The 24,575-nt window shown below is 74.4% G+C and carries 31 protein-coding genes and 1 pseudogene; 12 read left to right on the forward strand and 20 right to left on the reverse strand.

What is annotated here, in order from left to right; genetic code table 11:
• Positions 1-105 precede the first annotated feature (105 nt).
• The 4 genes from H505_RS0123495 to H505_RS0123510 form a co-directional block, all read right to left on the reverse strand.
• Positions 106-321: a zinc-binding dehydrogenase gene (locus H505_RS0123495; protein WP_026403929.1), complete on the reverse strand. Its 216-nt coding sequence runs from the start codon at positions 319-321 to the stop codon at positions 106-108.
• Positions 322-411: 90 nt separating this feature from the next.
• Positions 412-795: a hypothetical protein gene (locus H505_RS0123500; RefSeq protein ID WP_157433102.1), complete on the reverse strand. Its 384-nt coding sequence runs from the start codon at positions 793-795 to the stop codon at positions 412-414.
• Between the two features lie 378 nt (positions 796-1,173).
• A complete protein-coding gene (locus H505_RS0123505; protein WP_026403931.1) occupies positions 1,174-1,881 on the reverse strand; it encodes a GntR family transcriptional regulator in 708 nt (235 codons plus the stop codon).
• Positions 1,882-1,886: 5 nt separating this feature from the next.
• Complete coding sequence (locus H505_RS0123510; RefSeq protein ID WP_034519511.1) at positions 1,887-2,417, reverse strand: UTRA domain-containing protein; 531 nt, start codon at positions 2,415-2,417, stop codon at positions 1,887-1,889.
• Positions 2,418-2,634: 217 nt separating this feature from the next.
• Here H505_RS0123510 and H505_RS49210 point away from each other — a divergent pair, with 217 nt between their 5' ends.
• The gene (locus H505_RS49210; RefSeq protein WP_084550702.1) at positions 2,635-2,784 is read left to right on the forward strand and encodes a DUF397 domain-containing protein; all 150 of its coding nucleotides are present in this window, start codon (positions 2,635-2,637) and stop codon (positions 2,782-2,784) included.
• A gap of 19 nt (positions 2,785-2,803) precedes the next feature.
• On the opposite strand, the gene H505_RS0123520 is transcribed toward H505_RS49210, so the two are convergent.
• Positions 2,804-3,553 carry an SDR family oxidoreductase gene (locus tag H505_RS0123520; protein WP_026403933.1) on the reverse strand — a complete coding sequence of 250 codons (750 nt, stop codon included), beginning with the start codon at positions 3,551-3,553 and terminating at the stop codon, positions 2,804-2,806.
• Between the two features lie 134 nt (positions 3,554-3,687).
• Here H505_RS0123520 and H505_RS0123525 point away from each other — a divergent pair, with 134 nt between their 5' ends.
• Together H505_RS0123525 and H505_RS43935 are read left to right on the forward strand one after the other, a co-directional pair.
• Positions 3,688-4,287 carry a TetR/AcrR family transcriptional regulator gene (locus H505_RS0123525; protein ID WP_026403934.1) on the forward strand — a complete coding sequence of 200 codons (600 nt, stop codon included), beginning with the start codon at positions 3,688-3,690 and terminating at the stop codon, positions 4,285-4,287.
• 199 nt (positions 4,288-4,486) lie between these two features.
• Positions 4,487-5,200 (forward strand): DUF1963 domain-containing protein, encoded by a 714-nt coding sequence (locus H505_RS43935; RefSeq protein ID WP_211238544.1) that lies wholly within the window; start codon positions 4,487-4,489, stop codon positions 5,198-5,200.
• A 2-nt stretch (positions 5,201-5,202) separates the two neighbouring features.
• On the opposite strand, the gene H505_RS48030 is transcribed toward H505_RS43935, so the two are convergent.
• The 5 genes and pseudogenes from H505_RS48030 to H505_RS0123550 all read right to left on the reverse strand — a co-directional run bounded on the left by H505_RS48030 (position 5,203) and on the right by H505_RS0123550 (position 8,996).
• Positions 5,203-6,729: a serine/threonine-protein kinase gene (locus H505_RS48030; protein ID WP_051301084.1), complete on the reverse strand. Its 1,527-nt coding sequence runs from the start codon at positions 6,727-6,729 to the stop codon at positions 5,203-5,205.
• Between the two features lie 83 nt (positions 6,730-6,812).
• Positions 6,813-7,079, reverse strand: coding sequence for a DinB family protein (locus tag H505_RS51890; protein ID WP_245592615.1), 267 nt, complete (start codon positions 7,077-7,079; stop codon positions 6,813-6,815).
• 16 nt (positions 7,080-7,095) lie between these two features.
• A pseudogene (locus H505_RS52765) lies at positions 7,096-7,452 on the reverse strand (maleylpyruvate isomerase N-terminal domain-containing protein); the annotation flags it as partial.
• 27 nt (positions 7,453-7,479) lie between these two features.
• Positions 7,480-8,346 carry an EamA family transporter gene (locus H505_RS0123545; RefSeq protein ID WP_026403935.1) on the reverse strand — a complete coding sequence of 289 codons (867 nt, stop codon included), beginning with the start codon at positions 8,344-8,346 and terminating at the stop codon, positions 7,480-7,482.
• Positions 8,340-8,996, reverse strand: a complete 657-nt coding sequence (locus H505_RS0123550; protein WP_026403936.1) for a B3/B4 domain-containing protein — start codon at positions 8,994-8,996, stop codon at positions 8,340-8,342. Before H505_RS0123550 ends, H505_RS0123545 begins: the two co-directional genes overlap by 7 nt.
• Before the next feature lie 93 nt (positions 8,997-9,089).
• On the opposite strand from H505_RS0123550, the gene H505_RS0123555 reads away from it, so the two are divergent.
• On the forward strand, positions 9,090-9,653 hold the full coding sequence (locus tag H505_RS0123555) for a helix-turn-helix domain-containing protein (RefSeq protein ID WP_026403937.1): 564 nt from the start codon (positions 9,090-9,092) through the stop codon (positions 9,651-9,653).
• Position 9,654: 1 nt separating this feature from the next.
• Here the strand turns inward: H505_RS0123555 and dnaN are convergent, their stop codons facing one another.
• The 3 genes from dnaN to H505_RS0123570 form a co-directional block, all read right to left on the reverse strand.
• Positions 9,655-10,785 (reverse strand): DNA polymerase III subunit beta, encoded by a 1,131-nt coding sequence (gene dnaN / locus H505_RS0123560; protein WP_026403938.1) that lies wholly within the window; start codon positions 10,783-10,785, stop codon positions 9,655-9,657.
• A gap of 85 nt (positions 10,786-10,870) precedes the next feature.
• Positions 10,871-11,386 carry a methylated-DNA--[protein]-cysteine S-methyltransferase gene (locus H505_RS0123565; RefSeq protein ID WP_026403939.1) on the reverse strand — a complete coding sequence of 172 codons (516 nt, stop codon included), beginning with the start codon at positions 11,384-11,386 and terminating at the stop codon, positions 10,871-10,873.
• 10 nt (positions 11,387-11,396) lie between these two features.
• Positions 11,397-12,878 (reverse strand): DNA-3-methyladenine glycosylase 2 family protein, encoded by a 1,482-nt coding sequence (locus H505_RS0123570; RefSeq protein ID WP_026403940.1) that lies wholly within the window; start codon positions 12,876-12,878, stop codon positions 11,397-11,399.
• 94 nt (positions 12,879-12,972) lie between these two features.
• Between H505_RS0123570 and H505_RS52475 the strand changes: the two genes are divergently transcribed.
• From H505_RS52475 to H505_RS0123590, 4 genes are all read left to right on the forward strand, one after another.
• Positions 12,973-13,530 (forward strand): TetR/AcrR family transcriptional regulator, encoded by a 558-nt coding sequence (locus H505_RS52475; protein WP_026403941.1) that lies wholly within the window; start codon positions 12,973-12,975, stop codon positions 13,528-13,530.
• The gene (locus H505_RS43950) at positions 13,527-14,105 is read left to right on the forward strand and encodes a hypothetical protein (protein ID WP_051301085.1); all 579 of its coding nucleotides are present in this window, start codon (positions 13,527-13,529) and stop codon (positions 14,103-14,105) included. The genes H505_RS52475 and H505_RS43950 overlap by 4 nt, the downstream gene beginning before the upstream one ends.
• Before the next feature lie 103 nt (positions 14,106-14,208).
• The gene (locus H505_RS0123585) at positions 14,209-14,772 is read left to right on the forward strand and encodes a hypothetical protein (RefSeq protein ID WP_026403942.1); all 564 of its coding nucleotides are present in this window, start codon (positions 14,209-14,211) and stop codon (positions 14,770-14,772) included.
• A gap of 41 nt (positions 14,773-14,813) precedes the next feature.
• Positions 14,814-15,479, forward strand: a complete 666-nt coding sequence (locus H505_RS0123590) for a hypothetical protein (RefSeq protein WP_026403943.1) — start codon at positions 14,814-14,816, stop codon at positions 15,477-15,479.
• A gap of 24 nt (positions 15,480-15,503) precedes the next feature.
• Here H505_RS0123590 and H505_RS0123595 read toward each other — a convergent pair whose 3' ends face one another.
• Positions 15,504-16,682 (reverse strand): FAD-dependent oxidoreductase, encoded by a 1,179-nt coding sequence (locus tag H505_RS0123595; protein ID WP_026403944.1) that lies wholly within the window; start codon positions 16,680-16,682, stop codon positions 15,504-15,506.
• Between the two features lie 81 nt (positions 16,683-16,763).
• On the opposite strand from H505_RS0123595, the gene H505_RS0123600 reads away from it, so the two are divergent.
• From H505_RS0123600 to H505_RS0123615, 4 genes are all read left to right on the forward strand, one after another.
• On the forward strand, positions 16,764-17,348 hold the full coding sequence (locus H505_RS0123600) for a TetR/AcrR family transcriptional regulator (protein ID WP_026403945.1): 585 nt from the start codon (positions 16,764-16,766) through the stop codon (positions 17,346-17,348).
• Positions 17,349-17,558: 210 nt separating this feature from the next.
• The gene (locus H505_RS0123605) at positions 17,559-18,833 is read left to right on the forward strand and encodes an aspartate kinase (RefSeq protein WP_026403946.1); all 1,275 of its coding nucleotides are present in this window, start codon (positions 17,559-17,561) and stop codon (positions 18,831-18,833) included.
• A gap of 176 nt (positions 18,834-19,009) precedes the next feature.
• A complete protein-coding gene (locus tag H505_RS0123610) occupies positions 19,010-19,477 on the forward strand; it encodes a helix-turn-helix domain-containing protein (protein ID WP_026403947.1) in 468 nt (155 codons plus the stop codon).
• Positions 19,470-19,838 (forward strand): DUF4180 domain-containing protein, encoded by a 369-nt coding sequence (locus H505_RS0123615; protein ID WP_026403948.1) that lies wholly within the window; start codon positions 19,470-19,472, stop codon positions 19,836-19,838. The genes H505_RS0123610 and H505_RS0123615 overlap by 8 nt, the downstream gene beginning before the upstream one ends.
• Before the next feature lie 20 nt (positions 19,839-19,858).
• On the opposite strand, the gene H505_RS0123620 is transcribed toward H505_RS0123615, so the two are convergent.
• From H505_RS0123620 to H505_RS0123645, 6 genes are all read right to left on the reverse strand, one after another.
• Positions 19,859-20,521, reverse strand: a complete 663-nt coding sequence (locus H505_RS0123620) for a response regulator (RefSeq protein ID WP_026403949.1) — start codon at positions 20,519-20,521, stop codon at positions 19,859-19,861.
• On the reverse strand, positions 20,518-21,879 hold the full coding sequence (locus H505_RS43955; protein ID WP_084550704.1) for a sensor histidine kinase: 1,362 nt from the start codon (positions 21,877-21,879) through the stop codon (positions 20,518-20,520). Before H505_RS43955 ends, H505_RS0123620 begins: the two co-directional genes overlap by 4 nt.
• A 25-nt stretch (positions 21,880-21,904) precedes the next feature.
• Positions 21,905-22,702, reverse strand: a complete 798-nt coding sequence (locus H505_RS0123630) for an ABC transporter permease (protein WP_026403950.1) — start codon at positions 22,700-22,702, stop codon at positions 21,905-21,907.
• The gene (locus tag H505_RS0123635) at positions 22,699-23,574 is read right to left on the reverse strand and encodes an ABC transporter ATP-binding protein (RefSeq protein WP_341849570.1); all 876 of its coding nucleotides are present in this window, start codon (positions 23,572-23,574) and stop codon (positions 22,699-22,701) included. Before H505_RS0123635 ends, H505_RS0123630 begins: the two co-directional genes overlap by 4 nt.
• Before the next feature lie 246 nt (positions 23,575-23,820).
• Positions 23,821-24,192, reverse strand: a complete 372-nt coding sequence (locus H505_RS0123640; protein ID WP_026403952.1) for a DUF6086 family protein — start codon at positions 24,190-24,192, stop codon at positions 23,821-23,823.
• On the reverse strand, positions 24,189-24,575 hold the full coding sequence (locus tag H505_RS0123645; protein ID WP_034519518.1) for a YrdB family protein: 387 nt from the start codon (positions 24,573-24,575) through the stop codon (positions 24,189-24,191). The genes H505_RS0123640 and H505_RS0123645 overlap by 4 nt, the downstream gene beginning before the upstream one ends.

Here is a 24,575-nt window from a genome sequence, read left to right on the forward strand (position 1 = left end):
GGGTCTGCCTCGCGCCTCGGCGCGGTGTCCGTGGCGACGAGAAGAACGCTACGGAATCGGCACCCCACGAATCGTCACCGCTCAGCGGACATTCCCGGGTAGCTCTCACGGGGGACAAGCCCCGCGCACCTTCCCAGGGGTCCACGCGACCTCGACCACGTACTTGCCCCGGACGCCGCCCGCCTCCAGCGCCCGGTGCGCCGCCGCTGTCTCCTCCAGGGGGAAGACTGCGTCCACCGCGGGGCTCAGCTTGCCCTCGACCACATGGCGGGCGAGGTCGTCGAAGTCCGCCCGCGTGGGGTTGCCGCTGAAGAAGCGCACGCGTCCGCGCCCGTGGACGGCGCCGGACGCCCCCAAGAGCCGGTGACATGACAGCAGCCTGAAATTCTGCGGTGACCAGGTACGGCGCGCTCAGCGGGCCGCGTCCACTCGGCCGAGAAGCGCGCCGCATCTGCCGAGGAATCGGCGAACCCGGTTGGGCGGCGGGAAGAACGGGTCGTCGTCCCGGCGCCGCGCGGGGACGCGTCGCGGCGGCGCGGCGGGCCTCCGGTTCGGCGGCCCGGTCGCCGCACCGTGCCGGACGTCCGTCCGGCGGGCCTTCGGGGCCGGTGGCGGCGGCCAGGGCACGGCGAGTCCGCGGACGCGGGCGAGCAGCGCGCGTCCGTCCGCGAACTCCTCCAGGCGGTCGCTGCGGAGGAGCCAGAACGAGCCGGTGTACTCGCCCGCCCACGCCACCGCGCCCGGCAGCACGCGCCGCACCTCGGCGAGCACCGCTTCGTCGTCTCGTCCAGGCACCCGTGCCCGCGCTGGTAGTCGGACAGCGCCTCCAGCCGCCGCGCGACAAGCCGTCCGTCGAGCCGCTCGCTGAACCAGCCGGGGCACAGGTCTCCCAGCTCCGCCGCCACGCGCCGAACCTCGCCCCGCGCCGCCGGTGGGATGTCTACCATGGCCGCACCTCCTCCCTTGTGGGTTGGTAGCCGCGCGGTCGGGACCAGGGTTCCAATCTCACCCCGACCGCGCGGCGCTCTCGTCCCGCCAGCTCTCGGCCCCGTTCACAAAGGCAGCCGGGAGTCGACGGCACGACCTAACTTTAATGCTTATCGCGATAAGCATACAAGAGGTAATCAAATGAAGCCGCCGGGTCACCGAGGGGGTGGCGGCGGCTCAGGAGGGTCAGACCGGGAGGCGGTATTGCAACTCGTACAAATGGGACCCTTTGATGAGCACCGAGACCTCTACGGGACGGTCATGGTCGGAGTAGACGACCCTGACTTGCCGAAGGACCGGCACGTTCGGCAGTGACAGGAGCTCGGCCTCCTCGCTCGTCGGCATCCGCGCGGACACGGCGTCGACGTGGTGACGCAGAGGGAGTCCGAGCTCGGCCAGCACTCGGGGCGCACCACCGCGAATCCTCTGGTGTCCGGCCAGGTCGGTGCCGTGCGCCAGCTCAAGGGGGTAGTACGACCGGTCGAGCTCCACCGGACGTCCGGCATGCCGCAGCAACCGACGACGCATCATGACCCGCTCGCCGTCCCGCAAGCCGAATGCGACGGCGACCTCGTGCGGGGCCACGACCTCGGCGACCTCCAGCAGTTCGTACGAGTAGCCGCCCGGAGCCGGCTCGAAGTACACCTCGGCCCCGACCCGGAACGGCTGGCGGTCACGGACGAACACGCCCTTGCCCTGCCGGCTGGTCAGGTAGCCCTCGCCCTTGAGCACCGCCAGAGCCTTCTGCACGGTGGTGTTGGCCACCCCGAACTCTTCCACCAGGCGCGCCGTGGAGGGCAGCTGGGTTCCGGGTGCGATGTCGCCCGCCATGATCCGGGCTCGCAGGATCGCGGCCATCCGCTCGTACGGCGGCCGTTCGTCAGCACGCACCATGTCCGTCAACTCGCAATCATCCGGTAGCGCAAGCGGCGCCCCTCGGGAACCATGACCATCACCGAGTACTCGAACGGCACTCCTTCGGCCGTCAGGCACGTCCGTCGCAGCACGATCACCGGAGCCTCGTCCGGGAGCCCGAGCCCGTCCGCTTCCTCAGCGGTCGCCGGACGAACCTCGATCTCTTCACGAGCCTCGTGCACGGTGTATCCGAGGTCGGCCAGCAACGTGACCGCACCGCCTTTGATCTTCGCGTGTTCGGCGAGCGCCGTCCCGGCGGCCACGTCGGCCGGATACCACGAGTCGACCAGTTCGACAGGGCGATCGTCCAGCAGGATCGTTCTCCCGCGCAGCACGGCCGACGCGTCCTCCGGCAACGCCAGGGCCGCGGCCGCATCCGCAGGTGGCGCCGTCATGACGACCTTGCGGAGATTCTGCGTGCCCGTGCGTCCGGCCTGAGCCGCTTCTTGGGACCAGGCGTCGCCCTCCCCGTCCCGCCGGGGAGCGAGGTAGGGCAACGAACTCACGGCCCACATGGCTCTCTCCTTCAAGTCATCCACTTCTCGCGATAGCCATTATGGACACACGGTCGTCCGCCCCCGTTCCGACGGAATCCCTCGCAGCCCCCGCCGTACTCGCGAGGGGGCGCCTGGAGCGCTGGGCCGTCACTGTGAGCGTCGTGTGCTCTATGTGATGTGTGTGGCGGCAGGGCCTGGGCCCCTCAGGTCGACCGGCTTGTGACGGCCGCCCACGATCGGCGAGAACTGCGTCGAGGTGAGCGGCCTCCGCCGCGCGGTCGCCGTCCACGACAGCAAGGACGCCGTCGGGCCGAAGCTGCTGTTCGACCGGGGGGCCTTCGGGGCGCTGCTCGGCGCGATCAGGTCGGGCGCCCACGACCTCTGAGGTTCCGCGAGGCGGGTGGTCAGTAGGCGAGTTCTCCGATGCCGCCGTCGACGCGCAGCACGGTGCCGGCGGTGTACGCGGACTCGTCCGAGGCTAGGTAGACGGCCGCCTTCGCCAGCTCGGTGGCCGTACCGAGGCGGTGGAGGGGCACCGTGCGGCGGAGTTCGTCGTAGATGGCGGCCTGGCGCTCGGGGCCGAGGGGCTTGAACGTGTCGGTGACGGTCGGCCCCGGGCTCAGTCCGTTGACCCGGACGCCCCGGTCCCTCAGCTCATAGGTCAGCCCGCGGGACAACGACAGCAGGCCGGCCTTGGCGGCGCCGTAGACGGCCGCGTTCTCGTGCCCGATGAAAGCCGAGACCGAGCCGACGAGGATGACCGACGCTCCCTGCGACAGGAGCGGCAGCAGGGCTCTGATCAGGAAGAACGGCGCCTTGAGGTTGGTGGCGACGAGCCTGTCGAACGCCTCTTCGGTCCATGCTTCGATCGGCAGGTGGGTGACGTCGGCGGCGTTGATCATCACGATGTCGAGCCGCGGCCACTCGTCCCGCAGCCGCGCCGCGAGGGCCGCCTGGCCGGGCACGTCGCCGGCGTCGCTGCGGATGGGCAGCAGCGGACCGTCCAACCGCCGGGCGGCCTCGTCCAGCCGTTCCGGCGAGCGGCCGGTGATCGCGACGGACGCGCCCTCGGCGAGGAACTCGCGGGCGGTCTCGAACCCGATGCCGCCCGTCCCGCCGGTGATCAGCGCGTACTTCTCCTCAAGACGACCCATCGATCTTTCTCCTCGCTCGCGCTCAAGGCGCGTCGTCGCGGTGCGCCCGACTTCTGTGCGGGCGTTCAAGAAGTACCTCGGGCAGCACCGTACGGAGTTTTGTGCGGGCGGTCAAAAAGTCGTAGCCTGGGGGCATGGCACGGACGGGGCGCCCCCGCGCGTTCGACAAGGAGCAGGCTCTGGAGCGCGCGCTCCTGCTGTTCTGGTCCCGGGGCTACGGCGCGACCTCCGTCCAGGACCTCGTCGACGCGCTGGCCGTGGAGCGGGGCAGCCTGTACGGCGCCTTCGGCGACAAGCGGAGCTTCTACCTGGCGGCGGTCCGGCTCTACTGGGACACCTACGAGCGGCGGCTGGTCGCGGCGCTGGAGGACGGGCCGGTGCTGCCGGCGTTGCGCGAGGTGCTCGCGACCCCGGCCCGGGCGCACGAGTACGCCTCCGACGTCGGCGTTCCGCGAGGGTGCATGATCGGCAACACCACCGCCGAACTGGTCCCGGAGGACGCCGAGGCCGGCGAGATCGTGGCCCGCTCGCACGCCCGTTTCACCGGCATCGTCGCCGACGCGCTGCGGCGCGCGCAGGCCACCGGCGAGGTCACCCGGGACGCCGCCCCGGAGGCCCAGGCCCAGCTGCTGCTGTTCACCGTCCAGGGCCTGTCCCTGGTGTCCCGCACCGGACTCGACACGAGCACCGCGCTCGCCGCCGTCGACACCCTGATCGACTCCCTCCGCGCCTGAGGCGCGGACTCGACGCTCGGGGCACCCGTCGTCGGCGGGGCAGGATGGACGGGTGTCCGAATCCTCGCCGCCCGGTGGCTTCGGGAACGCCAGTGTCCGTGTCGGGGACACGGTGCGTCGGCGGCCCGCCGCCCGTGCGGAGTTCGTCCACCGGCTTCTCGGTTCGCTGGAGCGGGCGGGGCGGGACGCGTGGCGTTGCGTGAGTTCTGTATTGAGCGGTTCGGGGCACTGCCGGTTCGGGGGGCGGGCGATGCTCGACCCCGGGACGGCGTGGCCGGAGTGCGGTGGTGTTCCGCTGAGCCTGTTCGCGGTCCTCGACCTCGACGTCCTGGCGCCCTGGCTCGGCGATCTGGTGCCGGACGGGACGGGGGTGCTCAACTTCTTCTACCTCGACGGCCACTCCGACCTGGCGGCACCCGCCGCGGTGGAGCGGGCGCTCGAGTTCGCTCTCGACGCGCCGGAGGTGGGGGCCGTCGTCCCGGCGCGTCCGGGGCTCGCCGCCGAGACGGACGCGCCCGGCGGGTGCAGCGTCTTCGCGTCGGTCGCGTGGACGGTCTCGCCCGGGTTCGCCTTCCCGGACGACTACGACCCCGCCTGGGACGTGCTCGGCGCGGGGACGGACGCCGTCCGCGACTACATCGCCACCTGGAACCCGGACAGCGACTGGCCCGAGCGGCCGGGCGCGCTCTACAGCACCGACCTCGCCTTCGGCTGGCCGGCCTTCCCGACGGGAAGCGCGTCGGGTTTTCCGGACGCCGAGGCGTCGAGAGCCCATCAGCATCTGCTCCAGTTGTCGGAGCAGGACGATTGGCACATGGGCGGCGACGGGGGCTGGATGCACTGGTCGATACCGGTCGAGGCGCTGCGCGCCGGCGACTTCCGGGGTGCCGTCCCGACCCCGGACTACTGGTGACGTCAGCGGCGGGAGAACTCGGCCCTGACTTTGCTCGACCAGATGAACGGCTGGACGCCGAGCCAGAACAGGCCCAGGAGGAGAAGCGCGGCGAACAAGGGGCCGTTCTGGTCCGGTTCCAGGTCCGGGCCCGCCCCTGCCGCCGAATAGACGGGGACGACCCAGAGGAGGGCCGCCAGGCCCTCGACGGGCACGACCACGGTGAGCAGGGCGCGGCGGGCAAGCGGGTGCGCCACCTGTTCGGCGAGCGACGGGTTCACCGCGGCGAACACGAGCATGAACGCGAGGGCGCTCAGAACCCAGGAGACCTCGAACCCGACGTGGGGCTCGATGTTGGGTATGCCGCCGAACCACCGCTGATGCCCGAAGACGATGAGAGTTTCCAGGTGAAGGCCACCGAGGATCGCGAACATCAAGGTGAGGACGAGCGGCGGCCTGTGCGGCAGGAACCACGCCCCGCACATGAGGACCAACACCACGACCACGGGCAGCAGCAGAAAAATCGATTCGCGCCAGTACAGCTCGATGGGGAGCGTCCCGCTCCCCCCTCTCCACGGCCCGGCCAAAAGGGCTAGGACGGCGACCGCGGTGCACAGGAGCGCGGCTCTGACGATGGCCGTCCGGTGGCGCCTGAACGGGACGTCGCCGGTGGACGGGCGGAGGAGCGCGGTGGGCGGTGGCCGGTCGAGGGTGGTGGTCTGTCCGGTGGCCGGGCCGAGGGCGGCTTGGAGCAGGTCGCGGGCTTCGGCGGGTGACAGGCGGTCGGACGGGTCCTTGCGCAGGAGGCCGTCGAGGACCCGGGCGAGCGGGCCGCCGCAGCTTGGCGGGGCGTGCCGGGCGGTGGCGATGGCGACGAAGACGGCGCCGTGGCCGGGGCCGTCGAACGGGCGGCGGCCCTCGACCGCCGTGTAGAGGGTGGCGGCCAGGGACCACAGGTCGGAGGCCGGGGTGACGGCGCCGCCCCGCACCTGCTCGGGGGACATGTAGGCGGGCGTGCCCAGCACCGCGCCCGAGCGGGTGATGGTGACGTCGCCCTCCAGGGCGGCGATGCCGAAGTCGGTGAGGAGGACCCGGTCGCCTTCGAGGAGCACGTTCGCGGGCTTGACGTCGCGGTGGACGACGCCTTGGGCGTGGGCCGCCGTGAGGGCGTCCAGCATCGCGAGGCCGATCGCGGCGACCCGGTGCGGGGGCAGCGCGGTCTGTTCGGCCAGGAGGTCTTCGAGGGAGCGGCCGCGGACGAGTTCCATGACGATCCAGGGGCGGCCGTCGTCGCCCATCACCCGGTCGTGGACGGTGACGATGCCGGGGTGCCGGAGGCGTGCGGCGGCGCGGGCCTCGCGTTCCATCCGCGCGTACCAGACGTCCCGTTCCTGGTCGGTGACCTGGTCGGGTACGCGGAGCTCCTTGACGGCGACGTCGCGGTCGAGGTCGATGTCGCGGGCGTGCCACACCGCGCCCATGCCGCCCTGGCCGATCCGGCCGAGCCTCCGGTACCGCCCCGCCAGTACCCCGTCGCCGTCCCAGCCCATGATCGGAACCTATCGGGCCGGGGCGGCGGGGAGAAGGCACTCGCGCCGACTGGCAGACACGAGTGTCTGCCAGTCGGCGGCCGTCAGGCGGACGCGACGGGGTGCTCGGGGTCGCGGCCGAGGAAGCGGAGCAGCGTCGCGACGTCGTCGTCGCCCGGACGGTCGGCGAGGACGGGCCCGAAGGCGCCGTAGTCGCGGAGGGGCTGGATCACGACCGTCCGGGCGACCGGCAGGAGCGCGCGGGCGAGGTCGGTGCCGAGGGGGGATCCCTGGCCGGTGGCGACGGCGATGTCCCAGGCGTGGACGGCGGCGTCCAGCGCGCAGGCTCCGGCGCCGGTCTCGGCGGTCATCGTGTTGGGCGGCATCGGGACGGCGACGTCCCGCGCGTTCCTTGCCGACGGTCGCCCACGCGTCGGCGACGGCGCGGACGGCGGCGTCCACCAAGGTCTCCGGGGAGGAGGAGAGGGTCCCGGACGGGGTGAACGGGTTCTCCTCGGGTCCGGGGCCGCCGGTGATGGCGGCGGCGTAGGCGAGCTGGTCGCCGACGGCGTGCTGGAGCACCTGGGCGACGGTCCAGTCCGCGCAGGGGGTCGGCTTGCCCATGTCCCCGGCGGGGACGCCGCGGACGGCCGCCCGCAGGAGCTCGTGCGCCTCGTCCAGGATCGTCCACTCGCTCTTCCGGTTCATCTTCCGCCCCTTCGCCCCGCTGTTCAGGACCCCCATTCTAGCAGAACGGAATAATCTATTCCACTATCCGCCCGCAGTCACCAGGACGACGCCGGTGGCGGCGACGGCGAGGCCGACGCGCTGGACGGCGCGGAGGCGCTCGCTGTAGGCGACGCGGGCGAGCAGGACGGTGATCGCCGGGTAGAGGGACGTCAGGACGGCCGCGAGGCTGAGCAGGCCCTGCTGCGTGGCGACGACGAACAGGACGTTCGCGCCCGCGTCGAGGGTGCCGGACAGCAGCGCGAGGGCGATGAGCGCGCGGCCGGACACGCGGGGGCCGAGGTTCCCGCCGCGCAGGCGGAGGGTGACGGCGACGGCCGTCAGGACGACCGCGAGGTTGCCGACGCGGGAGCCGACGATCGGCCAGAGCCCGCCGTCCTCGCCCGCCGCGCCGAGGACGGTGAAGAAGACGCCGAAGCAGACGCCGGACACGGCCGCCATGAGGGGGCCCGAGTCGGTGAGGCGGCGCTCGGCGGGCGCCTCGGCGTCCCGCTCCATGCTGACCATGCCGATGGCGACGAGGCACAGCAGGACGCCCGCGACGACCGTGGCGCCGAGCCGTTCGCCGCGCAGGACACCGAAGGCGACGGGGAGGATCGCTGCGGCGAGGGCCGAGACGGGCGCGACGACGCTCATCGGGCCGCGGGCGAGCGCGCCGTAGAAGGTGATGAGGCCGGTGCCGCCGGCGAGGCCCGCGCCGAACCCCCAGGCGAGGGACGGCGCGGTGGGCGCGCCGCCGTCGACCAGCGCGGCGGTGAGGACGACGGCGAAGCCGACGGGGACGCACCACAGCAGCGCCTGGAGGGCGGTGGCGCGGCGGGAGACGGCGCCGCCGAGGAAGTCGGCGACGCCGTAGGCGAGGGCGGCGCCGAGGGCGAGGACCGTCACCATGCGAGGAGGCGGGTGGCGATCCGGACGTCCGGGGAGATCTCGCGGAGGCGGGCGGCGAGGACGTCGGCGGCGGCGTGCAGGTCGTCGAGGGGGTACGGTTCGAGGCGTTCCAGGAGGAACAGGGCGTTCTTGGTGTCCTCGGTGATGCGGGTGCGGACGCACTGCCGCCAGTTCCAGCGGCGGCAGGTGACGCCCGCGTCGTCCCGCCAGACGACCTCGCCCGGCTCGGGGTGCTCGACGGCCGGTTCGCCGGACGCGACGACGTCGAAGGGTTCGTCGCCGGCGGCGCGGACGAGGCGGGCGGGGCCGCGGTAGGCGTCGAGGTCCTCGCCGCCGATCGGCAGCGCGTGCTCGACGCTGACCGCGTTGTAGGCGTCCACGACCCGGTTGATGGACGGGACGGCGCGGCGCATGAGGGCGTCGACGGACGGGCGGGTGCGCTTGGGCTTCGCGCCGAACGCCCGGTACGCCTCGCGCCACGCCTCGACGTGCGGGTGCGCGGCGTCGGCGCGATCCGCGGCGCGGGCGAGCAGGTCGGCCGAGGCGGCGTCGCCCGGCCCGTTCGCGAGTCCCTCCGCGGTGACGGCGAGGACGGCGAAGTCGGGCCGCAGCTCCCGTACGGCCTCGTCCACGGTGATCCGCTCCAGCATGCCCTTCCTCCGGTCATTTCGATGAACTCGACAGTGCATCATACCGACCGGACGGGTCGGTGGCATCCTGGTGTCCGCGTTGAGGAGGAATGCGTGGGCGAACAGGGCGCGATCGGCGAGGCCGTGGCGCGGACGGTCCGGGCGCTGCGGGCCGGGCACGGCTGGAGCCTGGACGAGCTGGCCGGGCGGGCGGGCGTCAGCAAGGGCGTCCTCGTGGGGCTGGAGCAGGGGCGCGGCAACCCGAACCTGGGGACGCTGATCCGCATCTCCGACGCGCTCGGCGTCCCGCTGACCCGGCTGGTGCAGGTCGAGGAGGAGCCGCCGGTGCGGATGTTCCCGCCGGAGCGGCACGTGGTGCTGTGGGAGGGCGCGCACGGCGGGCGCGGCACGCTGCTGGCGGGCAGCGACCCGCGGCCGTCGCTGGAGCTGTGGCGCTGGGAGCTGCGGCCGGGCGAGACCCGGGAGAGCGACCCGCACGTGCCCGGCACCAAGGAGATCGTCTACGTGGAGGACGGCGTGCTGACGCTGGGCGTGGACGGGCGCACCGACCTCGTCGAGGCGGGCGCGGCCGCCGTGTTCGTCGGCGACCGGCCGCACTCGTACGCGAACGCCGGCGACCGGGACGTCCGGTTCGTCCTGGCGGTGCTGGACCTCTAGGTCAGGACGTGAGGCGGACCGGCATCGCGAGGTACCGGAAGCCGGTGTCGCGGTCGGCGGCGTCCTCCTCGTCGGGGATCCCGGTGATCAGCGCGGCCTTCGTCGGGCCCGTGCACTCGACGCGCGTCCACTCGGTGTGGATTCCGGCGAGGGCGTCCAGGAGGTACTGGGGGCTGAACGCGATGTCGATCTCGTCGCCGTCGAGTTCGGCGCCGAGGGCCTCGTTGGCGCGGGCCGAGTCGCCCGCGGCGGCGCGGATCCGCACCTCGCCGGGCGTGAACGCCAGCCGGACGGGCGTGCCCCGGTCGGTGACGAGCGCGGCCCGCTTGATCGCCTCGACGAACGGGGCCGTGCGGACGCGGGCGGTGGACGTCCACTCGCCGGTGAGCCGGGCCCGGTAGTTGATGTACTGGTCGTCGAGGAGGCGGCTGGTCATGGTGCGGCCGGCGCCGGAGATGCCGATGAGGGCCTCGCCGGAGCCGCCGAGGTCGATCGCGACCTCGTCGCCCTGCCGGATGGCCCGGGCGGTGTCGGCGAGGGTGCGGGCCGGGACGACGACGCCCGCGGTGAAGCCCGGGTCGGCGGGCGACCAGGTCAGTTCGCGGGCGGCGATGCGGTACCGGTCGGTGCAGGCGAGCCACATCGTGTCGCCCTCGATGTCGATGCGGGCGCCGGTCAGCATCGGGAGGGTGTCGTCGCGGCCGGCGGCCGGGACGACCTGGGCGACGGCCTCCGCGAACAGGGCGCCGGGCAGGGTGCCGGCACGGGCGGGCGGCTCGGGGAGGGTGGGGTAGTCCTCGACGGGCATCGTGAGCAGGCCGAACTCGGCGGGCCCGCACCGGACGACGACCTCGGAGCCCTTCGTGGAGACCTCCACGGGCTGGGCGGGGAGGTTCTTGACGATGTCGGACAGCAGCCGGCCCGGGACGAGGACCCGGCCCGGCTCGGCGGTCTCCGCGTCGATCCGGGCGCGCGCCGACACCTCGTAGTCGAACCCGGCGAGGGCGATCCCGTCCTCGCCGGCTTCGATCAGCATCCCCGCGAGGACCGGCACGGCGGGACGGGACGGCAGCGTCCGCGCGGCCCACGCGACGGCCTCGGCGAGCGTGTGCCGGTCGACTCGGAACTCCATCTGACCTGCCCTTTCGATACCGCGCGGACCGGACGTCCGGCCCGTGCCCGCACGTTATCCGAGGGCTCCGACAGTTCGTCCGGGCCTAGAAGAGCGCGGGGGCGGCGCCGTGCCGCACGGTGCGTTCGAACTCCAGCAGGTACCGCTTGCGCTCGATGCCCCCGCCGTACCCGGTGAGGTCGCCGTTCGAACCGACGACCCGGTGGCACGGGACGATCACGCTGATCGGGTTCTTGCCGTTGGCGAGGCCGACGGCGCGGGAGGCGGTGGGGCTGCCGATGTCCTGCGCCAGCTCGCCGTAGGTGACGGTCTCCCCGTAGGGGATGTGCCGGAGCGCGTCCCAGACGCGCCGCTGGAACGGGGTGCCGTTCAGTGCGAGCGGCACGTCGAACTCGGTGAGGTCCCCGGCGAAGTAGGCGTCGAGCTGTTCCGCGACTTGCGCGAACGGCTTCTCGTCCGGGTCGTCCGCGGGGAGACCGAACGTGTCTTGGGCAGGGCGGTGCCGCTGGTCCTGCATGTAGAGGCCGGACAGGGCGCCGTCGGTGACCACCGCCGTGAGCGGCCCCACTGCGCTTTCCAAAACCGTGTGCGTTGTCCGCATGGCGATTCTCCTAAGAGGCGGGCAGGTAGTTGATGGCGTGGTCGCCGGTCGCCCACAGGTACTGGACGGCGTAGGCGCGCCACGGTCGCCACGCTTCGGCGCGGCGGGTGAGGGCGGCCGGGGTGTGCGGGAGGCCGAGCGTGCGGGCCGCCGTCCGGACGCCGAGGTCGCCGGGGATGAACGCGTCGGGGTCGCCCAGCGCGCGCATGGCGATGGTCTCGATCGTCCACGGTCCGAAACCGGGGAGTGCCGCCAAGCGCGCGCGGGCCGATTCCCAGTCGCTGCCGACGCTCAGGTCGATGGCGTCCTGCGCGAGGGCGTCCACGAGGGCCGCCAGGGTGGCGCGGCGGGACCGGGGGAACGCGAGGGTCTCCGGGTCGAGGCCCGCGAGCGCCTCGGGCGTCGGGAACAGGTGCGTCAGCCCGCCCCCGGCGCCGAGCGGGTCGTCGATCGGCTCCCCGTGCGCGACGACGAGCCGCGCCGCGTGCGTCCGGGCCGCCGCGACCGACACCTGCTGCCCGAGGACGGCCCGGACGGCGAACTCGGGGCCGTCCGCGGCGCGCGGCACCCGCCGCCCCGGCGCCTTGCGGACGAGCGGCGCGAGGGCCGGGTCGGCGCCGAGCTGGTCGTCGACGGCGACCGGGTCGGCGTCGAGGTCGAGCAGCCACCGGCACCGGCTGATCGCGATGGTGAGGTCGCGCAGGTCGGTGAGCGCGAGGGTGCAGGCGACGTACTCGGGGTGCGGGCGCAGGGACGCGACGCCGTGGCCGTGCGGCAGCCGGAGCGCCCGGCGGAACGCGCCGTCCCGCCACTCCTCGACCCCGGGCACCGCCGTCGCCGCCAGGTGCCCGAACAGGTTGTCGGGGCACAGCGGGGCCCGGAACGGCAGCCGGAACGCCAGGGTGCCGGACCCGGCCGGCGGGTGGCCCTTCGCGACCCGGTCGCGCAGCTCGGTGGGCGTGAGCGCGAACACCTCCCGGACGGTGTCGTTGAACGCGCGGATGCTCGCGAACCCGGCGGCGAACGCGACGTCGCCCATCGGCAGCGGCGTCGTCTCGATCAGCAGCCGCGCGGTCTGGGCGCGCTGCGCGCGCGCCAGCGCGAGGGGCCCGGCGCCGAGTTCGGCGTTGAGCTGCCGCTCGATCTGCCGCGTGCTGTAGCCGAGCCTCCGCGCGAGGCCGGGGACGCCCTCGCGGTCGACGGCGCCGTCCGCGATGAGCCGCATGGCGCGGGCGACGACGTCCGCCCGGTGGTTCCACTCGGGCGAGCCGGGGCTGGCGTCCGGGCGGCACCGCTTGCACGCCCGGAACCCGGCCTGCTGCGCCGCCGCCGCACTCGGGTAGAACCGCATGTTCTCGGGCTTCGGCGGCACGGCCGGGCAGCTCGGCCGGCAGTAGATCCCCGTCGTCAGCACCCCGGTGAAGAACCACCCGTCGAACCGGGCGTCCCTCGATCGGACGGCGCGCACGCACCTCTCCACGTCCTCGTGCATGCTCCCCAGCATCGTCGACGGCCACGGGCGTCCACTAGCGGAAAACCGACATCAGCGTTGCGCGCCGGCTAAACAAACGTTTAGCATCTTGAACATGTGTTCAGCCGACGATCGCACCGCCCGGGCCGCCATCCGCGACGAGGCCCTGCGCCTCTTCGCCCTCGACGGCCCCGACCGGGTCACCGTCCGCCGGATCGGGGCGGCCGCGGGCGTCTCCGCCGCCCTGGTCATCCACCACTTCGGGTCGAAGGACGCGCTCCGCGAGGCCGTCGACCGGCACGTGGCGGACCTGCTGGAGGAGATCTTCGGCGAGCTCGCCGCCCACCCGGACCCGGCGGACGGCGGCACCGCGCCGCTCGCGGACGCGCTGCTGCGCCGGCTGCCGCCCGGCTCCCCCGTGCCCGCCTACCTCGCGCGGCTGCTGCCCGGTGACGACCCCGCCGGCGCCCGCCTGTTCCGCCTCCTGTTCGAGGCGGCCCGGCGGCACGCGCCGACCGCCGAACGCGCCGCGTTCCTCCTGGTCAGCGACCTCGCGGTGCTCCTGCTGCGGCACCGGATCGCGGACGTCCTCGGCACCGACCCGCTGTCCCGCGAGGGCCTCGCCCGCTGGACCGCCGAGGCCGCGGCCGGCCACGGGGAGGGCCCCGCGTGAAACCCGGCTGGTTCTTCGGCGTCGGCTCGACCCGCGGCGAGCGCGCCCTCGCGCACCTCGCGGGCGCCTTCGGCGTCGCCGCGTCCCTCGGACTCGGCCTCGACGCCGGCTGGTCGTGGTGGCGGCTCGCCGTCGCCGCGGCGGTCGCGTACGACCTCGCGGGCGGCGTCGTCGCCAACGGCCTCGACTCCGCGAAGCGCTTCTACCACGGGCCCCTGCCGCTGCCGCCCACCCGCGTGAACCGCTTCCTCCACGACGAGATCGGCTTCGCCGCCGTCCACGTGCAGCCGATCATCGTCGGAGCGCTCTTCGGCGCCGCGTGGTGGTGGGGGCCGCTGTGGTACGCGTGGGCCCTCGCCGGCGTCGTCCTCGTCGCCCGCGCGCCCCGCCGCCTCGCCCGTCCGGTCGCGCTGCTGGCCGTCCTCACGGGGGCGATGCTCGCCCCCGCGATCCCCGCACCCGAGGGGCTCGCATGGCTCCCGGTCGTCCTGCTGCTCAAGCTCGTCGTCGCCCACGCCGTCCCCGAGCGGCCCCATGCGGTCGGCGAACCCGGCGCCCCGGACGGCGGCGGATAACACGACACGGAGGGCGCCCACTGGCGGAAACCGACATCAGCGTCGCGATGCCCTGGAACAGGGACGGGCGGGACGGCGTCCAAGATCCGACGAAGGGACGGCCTTGCGCGAACTGCAGGAGCACGAGTGGAAAAGGATCGTGGGCGCCGCGGTCGGCGGAGTGGTGCTCATGGTCATGGGCTGGAGCATCTGCGCCGCGCCCGCCCTGACGGCCAAGAGGGCCCTCAACGACGGCATACCGGGCACCTACACGCTGGAAAGCTGCGAGAGGGACAGCCGGGGAAGGAAGCACTGCCGGCGCTCCTTCCGTGCCGATGACGGCCGCTCGTGGGGGACGGTCGTCTCGCCCGACAACGGGCACCAGTCCGGGGGACTCGACGTGGGCGACTCCTTCCCCGCCCGCTACGTGCCGCCGTCGGGCGGCCCACTGGGCGATCCGGCCATCGCGCGCTCCGACGACACCGGGCGCGCCAACATCACCGAGTTGCTCGTCAGCGCGGGCGGCATGGCCGCGGCCGGCCTGTTCCTGATCGGTTTCGCGCTGCGCCGCGTCCTGATGCGCCCCGACGCGGACGCCTGGGAGACCATCGGCTTCTTCCTGGGCCTGGGCGTCGCCGCAGGTGTCGTCGTGTACGTCGTCTGGTACGTCCTCGGCAGCGGCCTGTGACGCGGCCGGGTCTGACGGACGGCGATGGCACACTCTCGCGCATGGATCAGGATTTCGACGGCATCGTCAACGACCCGGAGGCGGTCGAGCGGCACGCGCGCGCCAACATCGAGGCGCTGCGCAGTGAACTCGAAGCCGCGCTCCGCTCCGCACTCGCGCACATCGGCTGGCGCGGAAACGTCCTGGTCGAGGACGACTTCCGCGCCATGGACGGATCCGCGCGGCGCACCTTCCTGCTCTCCACCTCCACGGAACCGCCCGGCGACGCGGACGGGTGGGAGGAGACGTCGGTCCAGATGCCCGGCGTGCCGCTGGAGGCGGTCCGGGCGGCGCGCGGCGGCGACCGCTGGGCCCCGTGCGAGGACGGGACGAGCACGTCCTGGGACGCGCTGCTGGCCGGGCTCACCGAGGAAGCCGCCAAATGGGAGATGTTCCTCGCGAACATCCTCGCCTTCCTGGACGACGTGGCCGCGCGGGGCGGACCCCGCATCGACCCCGGCGTCCTGTCCGTGGACGTCGACGCCGCGGGCGGCGACGACGTCGAGCCCTACTGGGTGCCCGTCGGCGGCGAACGGTTCACCGTCTTCATGCACGCCGACGTCCTCGGCCGCGACTCCGCCGAGCTCGTGGGCATGGACGCGGACGACCTCCCCTGGGACGAGGCCGTCGACGCGTTCGTCCGGCAGGCCGCCGAGCACACCGCCTGACGCGCGCACCGCCCGGCGGGCGCGTCACGGGCGGCGGGCTCCGGTGCGGCGGGCTCCTGCGCGGCGGGCGGCGCCGTCCGCCGCGAGGTAGTCGCTGATGGACGCGAGCCAGCGGGTGTACGCCCAGCTCACGAACCGGTCGGGGAGGAGGCGGGTGAGGGACGCCGGGTGCGCGTCGGTGGCCTCGGTCGCCGCCACCCGCGCGATCCGGGCCGCCTTGCGGGACCGTCCGCGCTCGTAGCGGCGCAGCGCGGCGGGCACGTCCGCCGGCTCGCCCTCCGCCAGCACCCGGCTCAGCGCCCACGCGTCCTCCAGCGCCTGGTTGGCGCCCTGCGCCTGGGTGGGCGGCATGGTGTGCGCCGCGTCCCCGACGAGCGTGCAGCGCCCCTCGCCCCAGACGTCCGGGACGCGGTGCCGGTGGTGCGGGAAGAACTCGATCTCCTCGTCGGCGACGGACGCGAGCACCTGCGGCACGGGCGCCGCCCAGTGCCCGAACCGGGCGCGCAGGTCGTCCAGGACGGACGGCGGCTCGGGCTCCCCGGGCGTCCAGCGGCGGTCGAACCACCACTGGAGCAGGTCCTCGCCCGCCGGCATCAGCCCGCACACGCCCTCCGGGCCGTTGATCAGCAGGCCGGTGCGGCCCGCCACCACGTCGATCGGCACGCGGCTCAGCCCCTGCCAGGTGGCCCAGCCGCTCGGCTCCGCCGGGTCGCGCCCCCACAGCGTCCGCCGGACGATCGAGCGGGCGCCGTCCGCGCCCACCAGCATGTCGCCGGTCGCGGTCGCGCCGTCGGCGAACTCGGCGCGGACGCCGCCCGCGTCGTGCGCGATGCCCGTGCACGCGCGGCCGAACGCGACCGTCCCGTCCGGCAGTCCGGCCGCGAGGCGTTCGACGAGGCGGCGGCGGGGCAGGGAGATGTTCGGGAGCCCGTAGCGGCGGGCGGCGTGCGCGGTGTCCACGCTGACCAGCGTGCGGCCGGACGCGTCGCGCTGCTCGAGGACGTCGATGGGCGCGCCGACGCCGTCCAGCGACGCGCCGAGCGCGGTGAGGGCGCCGGTGCCGTTGGCCCACAGCGTCAGCGCCGCGCCGGACGTGCGCAGCGCCGGTCCCCGCTCGTGGACCTCGACGTCGTGCCCCGCGGCGAGCAGGCCGCGCGCCGCCGCGAGACCGCCGACGCCCGCTCCGATGACCAGCACCTTCATCCGGGCCCCTAACCACTAGGATCGTTGTACTACGATAACCGTAACACTACGATCGTTGTGACGGCGGGTAGGGTGCGGGGCGTGGCGCCACAGAACACGGAGCGGCGGCGCGCGCTGGCCGACGCGGCGATCGACGTCCTCGGCCGCGACGGCGTGCACGGGCTCAGCCATCGCGCGGTCGACGAGCGGGCCGGCGTCCCCGCCGGGACCGCCTCGAACTACTTCCGCAGCCGCGACGCGCTGCTCGCCGCCGCGGCGGCCCGCGTCGCCGAACTCCACTTCGCCGGCATGGACGCCGCCGCCGCGCACGAGGGCCCGCCGGTCCCGCCCTCGCGGATCGCGGAGATGATCGGGATGTCGCTGTTCGCGGCCGCGACCGAGCACCGCGTCCGGTACCTGGCGGTGTGCGAGCTCAGCCTGGAGGCCACCCGGCGGCCCTCGCTCCGCGAGACGATCGCGGGGATGGAGGAGGCGTCCGTCCGGTTCACCGTCGTGCACCACCGCGCCCTCGGGCTCGACACGCCGGAGGCCGCCGTCCGGACGCTGATGCTGCTGTACGCCAACGCCCTGTTCGGCCTGCTCACCGGCCCGCCGGAGCGGGTCACCCCCGAGAACGCCGTCGCGCTCGCGACGGCCATGGTCACCGGCGCACTGGGCCGCACCTGACCCGCCCGACCGCGCCGGGCGGCTACGCGCCCGGCCCGGGCGCGGCACGCGCGCACGGCCGAAGTCGCGAAGGCGCCACGGGCCGGTTGTACGGCTTCGTCCCGGGCCGGGTGACCGGTCCGTGAATTACCTGGACGTAGGCATAGCGGATGACCTCGGTAGACTGGACGGCTGGTACGCCTGACCCCGAACCGAGGAGCGCCCAAAACCGTGGCTCTTATCGTGCAGAAGTACGGTGGCTCCTCCGTCGCCGACGCCGAGTGCGTCAAGCGGGTCGCCCAGCGCATCGTCGCGACGAGGAAGGCGGGCAACGACGTCGTTGTCGTCGTCTCCGCCATGGGCGACACGACGGATGATCTCATCGACAAGGCCGAGCAGGTCAGCCCCCTGCCCCCGGCACGCGAACTGGACATGCTGCTCACCGCCGGCGAGCGCATCTCCATGGCGCTGCTGGCGATGGCCATCGCGAACCTGGGCCACGAGGCCCGGTCCTTCACCGGCTCCCAGGCGGGGGTCATCACCGACGGCTCCCACGGCAAAGCCAAGATCATCGATGTGACCCCGGGGCGCATAAGGACCGCGCTGGACGAGGGCTCGATCTGCATCGTCGCCGGCTTCCAGGGCGTCTCGCAGGGCACCAAGGACATCACCACCCTCGGCCGCGGCGGGTCCGACACCACCGCGGTGGCGCTGGCGGCGGCCCTCAGCGCCGACGTCTGCGAGATCTACTCCGACGTCGACGGCGTCTTCACCGCCGACCCGCGCATCGTGCCGGCCGCGCGGAAGGTCCCGAAGATCTCCTACGAGGAGATGCTGGAAATGGCGGCGAGCGGGGCGAAGATCCTGCATCTGCGCTGCGTGGAGTACGCGCGCCGCTACAACATCCCGATCCACGTGCGGTCCTCGTTCAGCCAGAAGGAAGGCACGTGGGTCGTCGACAGCAGCGAACTCGAAGGACAGGACATGGAGCAGGCGATCATCTCCGGCGTCGCGCACGACCGCAGCGAGGCCAAGATCACCGTGGTGGGCGTGCCCGACAAGGTCGGTGAGGCCGCCACGATCTTCACGGTGCTGTCCGACGCCGAGATCAACATCGACATGATCGTGCAGAACGTGTCGGCCGCGTCCACCGGGCGCACCGACATCTCGTTCACGCTGCCGGCCACGGACGGGCAGGCCGCGCTGTCGGCGCTCAACAAGGTCAAGGAGCGCATCGGCTTCGAGTCGCTGCGCTACGACGACCGCATCGGCAAGGTGTCGCTGATCGGCGCCGGGATGCGCTCGCACCCGGGCGTCACCGCCAAGCTGTTCGCCGCCATCGCCGACGCGGGCGTGAACATCGAGATGATCTCCACGTCGGAGATCCGGATCTCCGTGGTCGTCGCGCAGGACGACCTCGACACCGCGGTCGCCGCCGCCCACCGCGCGTTCGACCTCGACTCCGAGCAGGTCGAGGCCGTCGTCTACGGAGGCACCGGCCGCTGACCCGGCCGCGGGCCGCCCGACGGGCCGCACATCCCGGACGTCCGGGGTGTGCGGCCCGTCGCCGTATCCGGGCGTGTCCGGTCGCCTCCGGACCGTGGCGTGTTTCCCGTGAAACATCACCCGCTCTAGCGACGCAAACGCACCCATCACTCCTCTTCACGGTACGATAGGGAGCGATGGCTGAGAAAATGTACTCGGTCGAGGAGGTCGCCGACCTTCTCGGGCTGCACGTGCGGACGGTCCGCGGCTACATCCGCGACGGACGGCTCAACGCCGTGCGCATCGGCAAGCAGTACCGGATCGCGCCCGCCGACCTCGAAGCGCTCACCGGCCGCCCCTCCACCCCCGGCGGGACGGGCGCGGGCGCGTCCGTCGAGGTGTCGAGCATCGTCGAGATCGACGGCGTCGACCGGGCCGCGGCCGACCGGCTCAGCACGCTCGTCCTCGCCGCCGCGAACACCGGCGCGAGCGGCGGGAGCGCCGCGGACCGCCTGCGCGTCCAGGCGGTGCACGACGCGGAGCGGCGGCGCCTGAAGTTCGTCGTCCTCGGCGGCGCGGGCCCGACCGCGGACGTGCTGCGCCTGCTCGAGAGCGTGCTCGACGGCGGCAACGACCTGCTGGGAGCGGAGGAACGCGATGGCTGACGAGATGGCGGAGCGGGCCGGGACACCGGTGCTGGTGTGCACCCCGGACGGCCCGCCGATCGCCACCGAGGCGGACGCGCTCGACCTGATCGGCGCCGCGTTCCTCGGCGCCGAGGTGGTGGCCGTGCCCGTGCGGCGCCTGGACGAGCGGTTCTTCGCCCTCGGCTCCCGCTTCGCGGGCGAGATCATGCAGAAGTTCGTCAACTACCGGATCCGGCTGGCGATCGTCGGCGACCTCTCCGGGCACCTGGCGACGAGCTCGGCGCTGCGCGCCCTCGTCGCCGAGTCGAACGCGGGCGGCCACGTCTGGTTCGTCCCGGACCTGGACGCCCTGGACGCCCGCCTCCGCGCGTCCGCCTGAACCCGCCGGGCGGGACGGCGTCAGCTGCGGGGCGCGACCAGCCCGATGTCGTAGGCGGTGATGACGGCCTGGATGCGGTCCCGGGCGCCGATCTTGGCGAGGACCTTGCCGACGTGCTTCTTGACGGTGGACTCGGTGAGCGCGAGGCGTTCGGCGATCTCGGCGTTCGTCCGGCCGGTGCCGATCGCGACGAGCACTTCGCGTTCGCGTTCGGTGAGCGTGCGCAGCCGCGGGTCGTCGGCCGGGCCGGCGGGCCGCAGCACCCGGTGGGCGTGGGCGTCGAGCAGGCGGCGCGTGAGGCCGGGGGAGACGACGGCGTCCCCGGTGGCGACGGCGCGGATGCCCGCGATGAGCTCCTCGGGGCGGGCGTCCTTCAGCAGGAAGCCGCTCGCCCCGGCGCGCAGCCCCGCATAGGCGTACTCGTCCAGGTCGAACGTGGTGAGGATGAGCACGCGGGTGCGGCCGCCCGCGGCGACGATCCGGCGGGTGGCCTCGATGCCGTCCATGCCGGGCATCCGGACGTCCATCAGCACGACGTCGGGGCGCAGATCGGCGGCCATCCGGACGGCCTCGGCGCCGTGCCCGGCCTCGCCGACGGCGGTCGTCCCGGACGTCCCCTCCAGCAGCATGCGGAACCCGAGGCGCTGCAGGGGCTGGTCGTCGGCGATGAGGACGGTGGTCACGGGCGGCCCCCCGGTGCCGGCGCGGCGGGTTCGCCGGGCGGGGGCGCGTCGAGCAGCACGTCGACCGTCCAGCCGCCGGCGGCGCCGCGCGGGCCGATGGTGACGGATCCGCCGTACAGTGCGGCCCTCCGGCGGATGCCGGCGAGGCCGTGTCCCGGTTCTCCGTCCGGTGCCGGGCGCGCCGGGCGTCCGGGCGGCGGCCCGGTGTCGGTGACGCGCACCCGGACCCGTCCGTCCCGGGCCTCGACGGCGACCTCCGCGCGGGCCTCCGGGCCGGCGTGCTTGAGCGTGTTGGTCAGCGCCTCCTGGACGATGCGGTAGACGGTGAGCTGGAGTCCGTCGCCGAGCGCGCCGAGGTCGCCCGCGGTGCGGCAGGCGGTGCTCAGCCCGGCGGCGCGGACCCGCCCCAGCAGTGCGTCCAGGTCACCGAGTCCGGGCTGCGGGACGAGCCGCGGTTCGGGCTCGCGTCCGGGGCCCGTGTCCGCCGGCCGGGCGCCCGGCTCGTCCCGCAGGACGCCCAGCACGCGCCGCAGCTCCACCAGCGCCTGCCGGCCGGTGTCGCCGATGAGCCGCAGCGGCTCGGCGGCGCCGTCGCCCCGGTTCGCGGCGAGGGCGGCGGCCCCGTCCGCGAGGCCGACGATCACCGACAGGTTGTGGCCGACGATGTCGTGCATCTCCCGGGCGATCCGGGCCCGCTCGGCGGCGGCGGTCAGCCGGGCGCGCTGGTCGCGCTCGGTCTCCAGCCGGACGGCCCGGTCCTCCAGCGCGGCGAGGTACAGCCCGCGGATCCGGAAGGTGAGGCCGAGCGCGACCGCGGCGGCCGTCGTGCCCGTCAGCAGGATCAGGAACGGCACCCGGTAGGCGGCGAGGACGAACCAGCCCGACAGCCACACCCCGGTGACGGTGGCGCCCGCCGCCGCGCCGAGCGCGCGCGGGGAACCGCGCAGGGCCAGGCCGTAGAGGGCGACGAGCAGGGCGAAGCCGCCCTGCGCCCAGAGGCCCAGCGAGAACTGGGCCGCGCACCCCGGCGCGACCGCGGCGAAGACCGCCGCCGGGGCTCTGCGGCGCCACCACAGCGGCGAGACGAGCAGGACCGCGAGCACGGCCAGACCCCCGGGCGGCAGACCGGCGGCCGGCCCGCTCGGGGCGCCTCCGGCGCGGACCAGGTCGGGCACGGCCGCGAGGGCGGCCAGCAGCACCACCGCGGTGTCGAGCCGCCACGGGCGCCGCCGGTCGGCCCGCCGCAGGCGGTGCTGCGCGCGGACCAGCCGCTGCAGCGCCGGGTGGCCCGCGGCGGAGGCGGGCCACGGGAGCGGCGCGGTCGCGGCCGTCCCGCCCGGCGTCGCATGCGTGCTCATCGGATCATTGTCGCCGGTCGGCCCGTCAGGCATCGGTGCGGACGAGCCGGACGGCCGCGCCCGCGACGGCCGCCGCCGTCCAGGAGGCGAGGACCGCCGCCCCCGCCCAGGGCCCGAGGAGGTCCGGTGCGGACGGCGCGGCCGTCATGGCAGCGCCCGCGCTGCTCGGCAGGTACGGGCGGACGGCGTCCGGGAGTCCGCCGGGCAGCAGCCCGACCAGCTCGGGGAGGACGAGCAGGGCGGCGACCAGGACGGCGATGGCGCCCGCGCTGTTGCGGACGAGCATGCCCAGCGCCACCGCGATCACGGCCACCAGCGCCAGGTGGGCTCCCGCGCCGGCCAGGCGCCGCGGCACGCCGGGGTCCGCGAGCGACAGGGCGTCCGCCTCCGGGGGCAGCGCGAGGCCGCCCAGCAGGAAGGACGCCACCGCGGCGAGCACGGCGACGGCGAGGACGGCCCCGCCGTACACGGCGCACTTCGACCACAGCACGGGCAGCCGCCGCGGCACGGCCGTCAGGGTGGCGCGGATCAGGCCGGTGCCGTACTCGCCCGCGGACCCGAGCGCCCCCAGCACCGCGACGGCCAGGACCGCGAACGGCATCCCGGTCAGCGCGACGGCGACCGCGTCGCGGGAGTCGGGGACGGTGCCGTCCTCCGGCACGGCGGCGGGGTCGAAGCCGGCCGCGTCGATCACCCCGATCGCCGGGAGCGCCGCGGCGGCCGCCGCGAGCGCGATCCGGCCGGAGCGCAGCGTCCCCAGCTTCGACCACTCCGCGCGCAGCACCCGCCGCGCCGTCACGTCGCGGACCGGCACGACCGTCACGCCGCCTCCCCGCTGCCGGCGGGCACGGCCCGGTACTCCACGGCCTCGCGGGTGAGGTCCATGAAGGCGTCCTCCAGGGACGCCTCCCGTTCGGTGAGCCGGTACAGCGGGACCCGGTGGCGGGCGGCGACGGCGCCGATCTCGCGGGCGGTCAGGCCCGTGACGTCCAGTTCCTCCCCCGTGCCGGTGACGGCGACCCCCGGGCCGGCCAGCAGCGAGCGCAGCGCCGCGGGTTCGGTGGTCGCCACCACCGCGCCCCCGCCCCCGGCCCGCCGGACGAACGCGTCGACCGTGGTGTCGGCGAGCAGCCGGCCGCGCCCGACGACCACCAGGCGGTCGGCGGTCCGCGTCATCTCGCCCATCAGGTGGGACGACAGCAGCACCGTGCGGCCCTCGGCCGCCAGCCCGGTCAGCAGCCCGCGCACCCAGCGCACGCCCTCCGGGTCGAGGCCGTTGACCGGCTCGTCCAGCATGACGACGGCCGGGTCGCCCAGCAGGGCCGCCGCGATGCCGAGCCGCTGCCCCATGCCGAGGGAGAACCGCCCGGCGCGGCTCCCGGCCGCGCTCTGCAGCCCGGTCGTCTCGATGACGTCCAGCACCCTGCTGCGCGGGATGCCGTGGGTGTGCGCCAGGGACATCAGGTGGGCGAACGCGGTGCGCCCCGGATGGGCCGACCGCGCGTCCAGCAGGATGCCGATCTCCCGCATCGGGGCGGCGTGCCCGGCGTAGCGCCGGCCGTTGACGGTGGCCGAGCCGCGGGTGGGGGCGTCGAGTCCGGCGATCACGCGCATGGTCGTGGATTTGCCCGCGCCGTTCGGGCCCAGGAACCCGGTCACCTTTCCGGGTTCGGCGGTGAAGCTGAGATCGTCCACCGCCGTCTTCTTTCCGTAGCGCTTCGTCAGACCGCGTACTTCGATCACGACCGCCGTCTCCCGCCGACCCCGGCGGTTCCGGGGCGGATGCGCCCGACGCTACGGGCGGATCACCGCCGCGGGCCGGGCCCCCGGTCGACACCTCGGCGCCCCGCGCGGTACCGCGGTACCAGTCCGGGGCGGGACGGCGCATGGCCGGTCGGCTCGGCGAGGGTGCGAGGCAGGAGCGGGAGCCGGTGCCGCCGTTCAGTGCGGCATGGTGCGTTCGAGGTGCCGCGCGCGCTCGGCGAGGTCGCGCGCCTCGGCCGTGCCGAGGGCGGCGACGGCCGGGACGTCGCCGCCGGCCCGGTGGACCAGCGCGAGCGCCGTGACGACGAAGCCGTCCATGAGGGTTCGCAGGACGGCGTGGTTCGAGCAGGCGTAGCGGCGGACGAGGGTGTCGGTGAACGCCGTGAACGCTTCGACGTCGACCTGGTACTCGTCCGCCTGCTCCGGGCCGATGCCCGACGGTGCGTCCGCGAGGTCGGCGAGCGTCTCGGCCGTCCTCGCGAACAGCCGGGCGACCGCGGTGGCCGGGTTCCACAGGACGGCGTCGCCGGCCTGGAAGTACTGGCTCACCCCGCGGACGCCTCGCCGCGTGCGGTGCGGAAGCGGGCGTTCCGGTCGAGCGTCGCGAGCACGGTGTTGACCAGGGCGATCGCCGCGAACGCGACGGCGGGCGTGGAATGCCCGACGCCGAGGAGGGCGAGGGCCGCGGCGGCGAAGACGGCCGCCTTCACCAGCAGGACGGCGGGCAGCCCGGCGTCGTAGCGGGCCTTCGGGGCGGCGAACAGGCCCCACAGGACGATCGCCGCGGCCGGCGCGGCCGCGCCGAGCGCCAGGCCGGCGGGCAGGCCGCCGCCGGCGTCGAAGCCCCACCAGGCGAGCGCGGCGAACGCGGCCATCTCGACGAGGAAGGCGAGGCCCTCGTTGGCGATGTGCACGGGCCCGGGAAGTCGCAT

This window comes from Actinomadura rifamycini DSM 43936 (assembly GCF_000425065.1).
Taxonomy (GTDB): domain Bacteria; phylum Actinomycetota; class Actinomycetes; order Streptosporangiales; family Streptosporangiaceae; genus Spirillospora; species Spirillospora rifamycini.

Excerpts from the sequence above, each read along its gene's own strand:
- H505_RS0123525 (WP_026403934.1), top strand. The coding sequence starts at position 3,688 with ATGGCACGGACGGGGCGCCCCCGCGCGTTCGACAAGGAGCAGGCTCTG.
- H505_RS0123590 (WP_026403943.1), top strand. The coding sequence starts at position 14,814 with ATGGATCAGGATTTCGACGGCATCGTCAACGACCCGGAGGCGGTCGAG.
- dnaN (WP_026403938.1), bottom strand. The coding sequence starts at position 10,785 with ATGGAGTTCCGAGTCGACCGGCACACGCTCGCCGAGGCCGTCGCGTGG.
- H505_RS0123565 (WP_026403939.1), bottom strand. The coding sequence starts at position 11,386 with ATGCGGACAACGCACACGGTTTTGGAAAGCGCAGTGGGGCCGCTCACG.
- H505_RS0123510 (WP_034519511.1), bottom strand. The coding sequence starts at position 2,417 with ATGTGGGCCGTGAGTTCGTTGCCCTACCTCGCTCCCCGGCGGGACGGG.
- H505_RS0123610 (WP_026403947.1), top strand. The coding sequence starts at position 19,010 with ATGGCTGAGAAAATGTACTCGGTCGAGGAGGTCGCCGACCTTCTCGGG.
- H505_RS0123615 (WP_026403948.1), top strand. The coding sequence starts at position 19,470 with ATGGCTGACGAGATGGCGGAGCGGGCCGGGACACCGGTGCTGGTGTGC.
- H505_RS48030 (WP_051301084.1), bottom strand. The coding sequence starts at position 6,729 with ATGGGCTGGGACGGCGACGGGGTACTGGCGGGGCGGTACCGGAGGCTC.
- H505_RS0123595 (WP_026403944.1), bottom strand. The coding sequence starts at position 16,682 with ATGAAGGTGCTGGTCATCGGAGCGGGCGTCGGCGGTCTCGCGGCGGCG.
- H505_RS0123570 (WP_026403940.1), bottom strand. The coding sequence starts at position 12,878 with ATGCACGAGGACGTGGAGAGGTGCGTGCGCGCCGTCCGATCGAGGGAC.
- H505_RS0123550 (WP_026403936.1), bottom strand. The coding sequence starts at position 8,996 with ATGCTGGAGCGGATCACCGTGGACGAGGCCGTACGGGAGCTGCGGCCC.
- H505_RS0123645 (WP_034519518.1), bottom strand. The coding sequence starts at position 24,575 with ATGCGACTTCCCGGGCCCGTGCACATCGCCAACGAGGGCCTCGCCTTC.
- H505_RS51890 (WP_245592615.1), bottom strand. The coding sequence starts at position 7,079 with ATGACCGCCGAGACCGGCGCCGGAGCCTGCGCGCTGGACGCCGCCGTC.
- H505_RS0123545 (WP_026403935.1), bottom strand. The coding sequence starts at position 8,346 with ATGGTGACGGTCCTCGCCCTCGGCGCCGCCCTCGCCTACGGCGTCGCC.
- H505_RS0123505 (WP_026403931.1), bottom strand. The coding sequence starts at position 1,881 with ATGGTGCGTGCTGACGAACGGCCGCCGTACGAGCGGATGGCCGCGATC.
- H505_RS0123520 (WP_026403933.1), bottom strand. The coding sequence starts at position 3,553 with ATGGGTCGTCTTGAGGAGAAGTACGCGCTGATCACCGGCGGGACGGGC.
- H505_RS52475 (WP_026403941.1), top strand. The coding sequence starts at position 12,973 with ATGTGTTCAGCCGACGATCGCACCGCCCGGGCCGCCATCCGCGACGAG.
- H505_RS43955 (WP_084550704.1), bottom strand. The coding sequence starts at position 21,879 with ATGAGCACGCATGCGACGCCGGGCGGGACGGCCGCGACCGCGCCGCTC.